This window comes from Micromonospora avicenniae, assembly GCF_900156065.1.
GTDB classification, from domain to species: Bacteria; Actinomycetota; Actinomycetes; order Mycobacteriales; family Micromonosporaceae; genus Micromonospora; species Micromonospora avicenniae.
In genome coordinates this window covers 103,734-110,251 of sequence record NZ_FTNF01000018.1, presented here as the reverse complement: position 1 = coordinate 110,251, position 6,518 = coordinate 103,734, and the positions used below count along the sequence as shown (strand labels likewise).

The 6,518-nt window shown below is 72.6% G+C and carries 5 protein-coding genes and 1 pseudogene; 1 reads left to right on the top strand and 5 read right to left on the bottom strand.

The annotated features are described in order from the left end of the window. The 4 genes and pseudogenes from BXA10_RS23655 to BXA10_RS23640 all read right to left on the bottom strand — a co-directional run. Window positions 1-221: pseudogene (locus BXA10_RS23655) on the bottom strand (hypothetical protein); the annotation flags it as partial. Between the two features lie 1,085 nt (window positions 222-1,306). Continuing rightward, complete coding sequence (locus tag BXA10_RS23650) at window positions 1,307-1,951, bottom strand: response regulator (RefSeq protein ID WP_076473014.1); 645 nt, start codon at window positions 1,949-1,951, stop codon at window positions 1,307-1,309. Next, on the bottom strand, window positions 1,942-3,072 hold the full coding sequence (locus BXA10_RS23645; RefSeq protein ID WP_076473013.1) for a sensor histidine kinase: 1,131 nt from the start codon (window positions 3,070-3,072) through the stop codon (window positions 1,942-1,944). The genes BXA10_RS23650 and BXA10_RS23645 overlap by 10 nt, the downstream gene beginning before the upstream one ends. Beyond that, on the bottom strand, window positions 3,069-3,857 hold the full coding sequence (locus BXA10_RS23640) for a DedA family protein (RefSeq protein ID WP_076473012.1): 789 nt from the start codon (window positions 3,855-3,857) through the stop codon (window positions 3,069-3,071). Before BXA10_RS23640 ends, BXA10_RS23645 begins: the two co-directional genes overlap by 4 nt. A gap of 149 nt (window positions 3,858-4,006) precedes the next feature. Between BXA10_RS23640 and BXA10_RS23635 the strand changes: the two genes are divergently transcribed. Then, entirely contained in the window at window positions 4,007-4,849 is an 843-nt protein-coding gene (locus BXA10_RS23635) for an MOSC domain-containing protein (RefSeq protein WP_245828407.1), read from the top strand. Window positions 4,850-4,923: 74 nt separating this feature from the next. On the opposite strand, the gene BXA10_RS23630 is transcribed toward BXA10_RS23635, so the two are convergent. Continuing rightward, window positions 4,924-6,405 carry a serine/threonine-protein kinase gene (locus BXA10_RS23630; RefSeq protein ID WP_076473026.1) on the bottom strand — a complete coding sequence of 494 codons (1,482 nt, stop codon included), beginning with the start codon at window positions 6,403-6,405 and terminating at the stop codon, window positions 4,924-4,926. Window positions 6,406-6,518: the final 113 nt, after the last annotated feature.

Here is a 6,518-nt window from a genome sequence, read left to right as displayed (position 1 = left end):
TGCTCGTCGTCCACGGCGATGTGCGACTGGGCGCCCTGGGTGCCGTGGGGGATCAGCTTCGCGGTGTCCACGGCCGGCTTCTTGTCCGACTGCACCACCGCGACGGGCTTGGCGTCCACCGCCGGGGTGGCGGCGTGGGCGGCGATCGGGCCGCCGGCGATGCCACCGGCGAACGCGAGACCAGCGATACCGAGAATGCTCTTCCGCATGATCGTGTTCATGATCAAAGCTCCTTCAGGGGTGATGACCCACCAGGGGGGGGGTGTGGGTCAGCGCCACGAACCGGCGCTTCGAAAAGCAAAAAGGGGGGAAGTCTGTGGGCACTCCGTGAAACACGGGGGGGTGTTCACGGGGGGCGGGTGTCCCGGGGTGAGGCGGGGGGCTTCACCGCGCCGGGACGGTGTTCAACGACCGGCCGCCTGCCGTCATTCCCGGGGCTTGCCGGGCGGGCTCCGCTGTGACACGGGGCCGGCGGCGTGCGGCGTGAATCGTGTTCAACGACCGGCGGGCCACCATCATTCCCGGGGTTCCCGGGGGCCCTTCCGGTCTGGGTCGCAGGCCGTGGCCGGGGACCCCGTTCAACGAGCCGCCGGCCACCATCATTCCGGACCCTGCCGGACCGGCTTGAGGACCTGCCGCGGCCGGGCTGCTACCTCGGCCGTCAGGGGGTGTTCAACGCCGGCGGCCCCGCCACGATTCCGGCCCGAGGATGCCACCGGTCACACCCCAGAATCCCATCAAACCACGCAACGGGGCGGATCGGGCCATCCCGACCCGGGCACGAACCGGACACCACACGTCATTCACCCCAGGCGCGCCTGATGATCGACTCGACCTCCATGAAGTCGGGGCATCCACGCGACCCGGACACCCCGACATCAAGGAACCCGAGTCGATCAAGCCACCCACAGGCCACCCAGGCGGCCTCAACCCGACCCGATCAACCACCCAGGCCACCCAGGCGGCCTCAACCCGACCCGATCAACCACCCAGGCCACCCACCCGACCCCAACCCGACCCGATCAACCACCCAGGCCACCCACCCGACCCCAACCCGACCCGATCAACCACCCAGGGGCAACCGATCCAACCTGAACCCGAGCCGATCACTCCCGGGGCCACCCGCACGGCCGCGACCGAGGCGATCAACCCACACAGGGGCCACACAGCCCGACCCGAGGCGATCAACCGCCCGGGCCACCGACACGACCCCGACCCGAGGCGGATCAGGGGCGCCACCCACTCGGCCCGACCCGCGTCGATCGCCTTCGAGGCACGGGCAGGCCCGCCGGCCTGCTGAAACGGGTCAGGCGGATAGGTAGCGGAGGATCGCCAGCACTCTGCGGCTGTAGCCGGTGACGTCGGACAGGTCGAGCTTGTCGAAGATCGCGTTAACGTGCTTCTCGACCGCGCTGAGCGATACGTGCAGGCGCTCGGCGATCGCGGCGTTCATATGCCCCTGGGCCATGTGGTGCAGGACGTCCCGCTCGCGCGCGCTCAGCCGGTTGAGCGGATCGGTGCGGTCCGAGCCGGACACGACCTGGCGTACCACCTCCGGGTCCAAGGCGGTCGCCCCCGCGTACACCCGGTCCAGGGCGTCGAGGAAGTCGTCGACCTGGGCGACCCGGTCCTTGAGCAGGTACCCGACGCCCTCGGGGCGGTCGGCGAGCAGGCGGCTGGCGTACCGCTTCTCGACGTACTGGGACAGTACGAGAACGGCGGTGTCGGGCCAGCGGTGGCGGATCTCCAATGCGGCGCGCAGGCCGTCGTCGCTGTGGTTGGGTGGCATCCGGACATCGGTGACGACCACGTCGGGGCGTTCGCGGTCGACCGCTTCGAGCAGTTCATCGGCGCTGCCGACGGAGGCGACCACCACGTGGCCCTCCTCGACGAGCAGCCGTGCCAGCCCCTCCCGCAGGAGCGTGGAGTCCTCCGCGAGCGTCACGCGCACGGCAGTTCCGCCAGTACGGTCGTCGGCCCGCCGGCCGGGCTGTCCACGCGCAGTTGCCCGTCCAGCGCGGCGACCCGGCGGGCCAGCCCGGACAGGCCGCGGCCGGAGGGGTCCGCGCCGCCCGTGCCGTCGTCCCGCACGCGCATCCGGATCGTCCCCTCCCGCGGCTCGATGTCGATCGTGACCAGGTTAGCCGCAGCGTGTTTCGCGGCGTTGGTGAGCGCCTCGCAGGCCACGAAGTAGAGCACCGTCTCGATCTGCCGATCGGGTCGTACGGGCAGGTCGCACCGGATCCGTACCGGCACGGTGGAGCGTTGGGCGACCATGCCGAGCACCTGCCCGAGGTCGCTCTCCTCGAGCGCGGAGGGGTAGACCCGCCAGGCCACCTCCCGCAACTCCTCGAGCGCCCGCTGCACGTCCTCGTGGGCCTGCTTGACCAGGGCGTACGTCCGCTCGGTGTCCTGGCTGCGCCGCGCCCGGCCGAGCAGCATGCCGAGCGCGACCAGCCGCTGTTGTAGTCCGTCGTGCAGATCCCGTTCGATGCGCTGGCGTTCGGCGTCCACTGCGGCGATCACACCCGCCCGGGTGCTGGCCAGCTCGCGAACCCGATCCTCCAGCGCCGCACGGGCGCCCTGGTCGAGCAGCCACCGGGCGATCCGGACGTCCAGCGCGCCCACGCTGCCGATGGCCTGCACGTTCAACATCAGCAACACCGTGCCGATGACGACCTGCAGTAGGAACTCCGCCACTGACAGGTCACCGCGCACGGTGGCGGACAGCAGGATCCAGGCGAGCACCGCGCCGATCGCAAGCAGCAGGTACGCCAGCGCGCCCAGCGCACCCGGGAGCAGCCGGGCCGCGAGATAGGTGACGTCCCGCCAGCCGGCCGTACGGATGGGCGGCAGCTCGTTCGCGCCGAGCAGCTCGGCGAGCCGGCGACGTTCGAGCCGTACCAGCGCCGTGGCGTACTGCGGGATCAGCGCGCCGACCCGGCGGCGGGCCGGCGGCACGAGCACGGACCCGGTGGCGGCGACGGCGGCGGCCAGGAGGAAGGCCAGGTCCCCGGCGGCGGTCAGCACGCCGGCGGCGACGCCGGCCCCGACCCGGGCAGGGTGGGTCAACGTGCCCCGCCGTGCCCGCCGTCGTCCCAACCACCACTGCGGTAGAGGGTGCCCCGCCCGCTCGGGTCAGGGACACCCGTCCCCGGGTTGGGAACCGTCGCCGGTTCCGGCTCCTGGCGGGCGCGGCGGGCGCGACGCACCCGGGTCACCACGAACCAGGCGACCGCCGCCGCGCACACCACGATCACGACGTTCTGGAGTATGCCGACGTAGCCCTCGACCAGGTGCCAGTTGTCGCCGAGCAGGTAGCCGGCGAACACGAACGTGCTGTTCCAGATCAGGCTGCCGAGTGTCGTGTAGAGGGCGAAGATGGCGATCGGCATCCGCTCCACGCCGGCCGGGATGGAGATCAGGCTCCGGAAGATCGGAATCATCCGCCCGAAGAAGACCGCTTTCACACCGTGCCGGATGAACCAGGCCTCGGTCCGGTCCACGTCGCTGAGTTTGACCAGTGGCAGCTTCGCCGCGACCGCCCGAATCCGGTCGCGACCGAGCGCGGCTCCGATCCCGTAGAGGGCCAGGGCGCCGAGCAGTGAGCCGAGCGTCGTCCAGAAGATCGCCCCGACCACGCTCATCCGGCCTTGGCCGGCGACGAAACCGGCCAGCGGCAGGATGACCTCGCTCGGGATCGGCGGGAAGAGGTTCTCCAGCGCCACGGCCAGGCCTGCGCCCGGTCCACCGAGCCGTTCCACCAGGTCCGTGACGTAGCCGACGATCCCGTCCTGCGGCGGGGCGTCCGCCGCGAGACCTCCCGTGGCGAGCAGGGCGTGCGGGGTTCGAATCATGGGTCAACGCTACGAACTGTTCCTGGGAGGCGAACATGAGGATGGCCTTCCAAGCGCGCGGTGAAGCCACAGCACCGGGTTGCGGAAAACCGCAGCCCCCGACGTCCGGCGGCTACGGGTCGGAGATCAACGGCGATTAGAGTGGGCGCGTGTCGGGTGAGCGGGTGGGCGGCCGGGTGACGCAGCTCTGGCGATATCCAATCAAGTCGATGCTCGGTGAGCGGCTGATCACGGCGACGGTCGGCCCGAGCGGCGTACAGGGCGACCGTCGGCTCGCACTGCTGCACCGCGAGACCGGGCGGGTGGTCAGCGCGAAGGACCCACGACGGTGGCGCGACCTGCTCACGTTCCAGGCCGCCGGCGCCGCCCCGGGCCCGGTCCGGATCACCCTGCCCGACGGTCGCACGGTGTCCGCCCAGGACGAGCAGGTGGACGACCTGCTCTCCTCGATGCTCCGCGCGCCGGTGACACTCACCGGCACGCCACCCGAGGGCGCGACCCTGGACCGGGCCGTTCCGGAGGCCGTGCTCGACGCCGGCGTCACCGCCGTCGTGCCGGTGGATCAGAGCCCGCTCGGCAGCGCCGCACCCGGCACCTTCTTCGACTTCGCCCCGGTCCACCTGATCACCACCGCCACGCTCGACCGGCTCGGCGTCGAGCTGCCCGACGGTACGCCCGAGGCGGAGCGCTACCGACCGAACCTGGTCGTGGCGACGTCGGACACCGGGTTCGTGGAGAACGGCTGGGTGGGCCGCCGGTTGCGGATCGGTGGGGACCTGGTGCTGCGGGTGCTCGCGCCGACGCCACGGTGTGCGGTGCCGACCCTGGCGCACGGCCGGCTGCCCCAGCGGCCGGACGCGCTGCGGGCGCCGGCTCGTCTGAACCGGATCGAGCCGCTGCCCGGCCTCGGGCGGCTGCCGTGCGTCGGCGCGTACGCCCAGGTGGTCACGCCCGGCCGAGTGGCTGTCGGTGCTGCGGTGGAGCTGGACTGAGCGCCGATCGGCCGCGCGGCCGATGCCGCGGTGGCGGCGGGCGGCCGGTGACATCTGAGCGGATCGGAAAGGGCTCAGCCGTCGTTGCGACCGACCTGCACCTCTACGCGTTCGAGCAGGTCGTCCAGCCGGTCCGCCACCCCTGAGGAGAGTTCGTCCCGCTTGGCCGCTTCAGCGATCCGTTCGCGCAGTTTCCGTACGTGCTTGGCCCGGTCCTTCGGCTTGCCGCGGACGAGGTCGGTCAGTTCGTCGCGCAGGTCGTCGGCGGTCCGCCGGTCGACCTGGTCCTGCGCCTGCGCCTGTACGAGAAGTGCCACGAACTCGGTGGCGAGCTGCCGCAGGTCGATCGGCCCGGGTGCCTCGGTCGCCGGCGCGGGTGGGGACGTCGACGGCGGCGGCTCGGGCGCGGCGGAGGTCGACGGTGACTGTGGGGTGGCGCTCGCCGTACCGGCGGCCGATGGTGTTCCCCGGTCGTTGTCGAGGGCGAGCATCACCCCCAGGGCGATCACGAGCACCAGAGCGGCGGCCATGATCGCGGCGAGTGGGCTGCGGGACCGCCGTCGGGGTGCCGGGACGGGACGCCGGGGCGCGCTGGGCGGCTGGTCGATCAGGGTGGGGGCCTGCGCGGACGCGACAGCCGCCCGCCCGGCCGGACGGGGTCGCAGGGCGGTGGTGGCCGGATCGGCAAGCGAGTTGTGCAGGACCGCGGTGGGCGGGTCGGCCGGGACGGCGCCGAATCGGGTCGCGAGCTGCGCCGCGCTCGGCCGCCGGTCCGGATCCGCGGCGAGGCACGACAGGACCAGGTCGGCGATGTCGGCCGGCAGTCCGGGAACGCGCAGCGGCGGCACTGGGCGGTGCCGCTGGTGCACCTCGACCGCGTCCTCCCAGGTCTGCACGGGCAGCGGCGCTCGGCCGGTGAGGGTGCGGTAGAGCAGCGCGCCGAGGGCGTACACGTCGCTGGCCGGGTCGGACGGGCCGGCGGAGAGCCGCTCCGGGGCGACGTAGGCCGGGGTGCCCATGAGCAGCTCGGCGGTCTGCCCGGCGAGCGGGTGCTGCGGGCCGGCGAGCGTGGCGATGCCGAAGTCGAGCACCTTGGCGCCGGTCTCGGTGAGCATCACGTTGCCCGGCTTGATGTCGCGGTGCACCACCCCCATCCGGTGCGCGGCGGCGAGAGCGGAGGCGACCTGCCCGGCCGTCCGGACCGCCTCGGGCCACGGGAGCGGGCCGCCGGCGACCCGGTCGGCCAGGTTGTGGCCGTCGACCAGCTCCATGACGAGGTACGGCACCACCTCGCCTCCGGGCAGGGTCGCCTCGCCGTAGTCGTACACCTGGGTGACGTGTGGGTGGGTCAGCCGGGCGGCGGCGCGAGCCTCGCGCCGGATGGTGGCCCGCAGCTCCGGGTCGGCGGCGAGTTCCGTGGCGAGGGCCTTGACCGCGACGGACCGGCCGAGCACCTCGTCGTCGGCGCGCCACACCTCGGACATCCCGCCGAGGCCGATGCGCTCGCGCAGGACGTACCGATCGTGCAACCGGAGTGCGGGCGTGAACGGCGACATGGCCGTCCAGTCTGCCTGGCCGCCGCCGTACGCCACCACTTTCGGTGCCCGATTCCGCACCGGCTGGCTCGCTCGTGCCCGGATGGCCGGTACGAGATCGGCTCGGTGCGCGA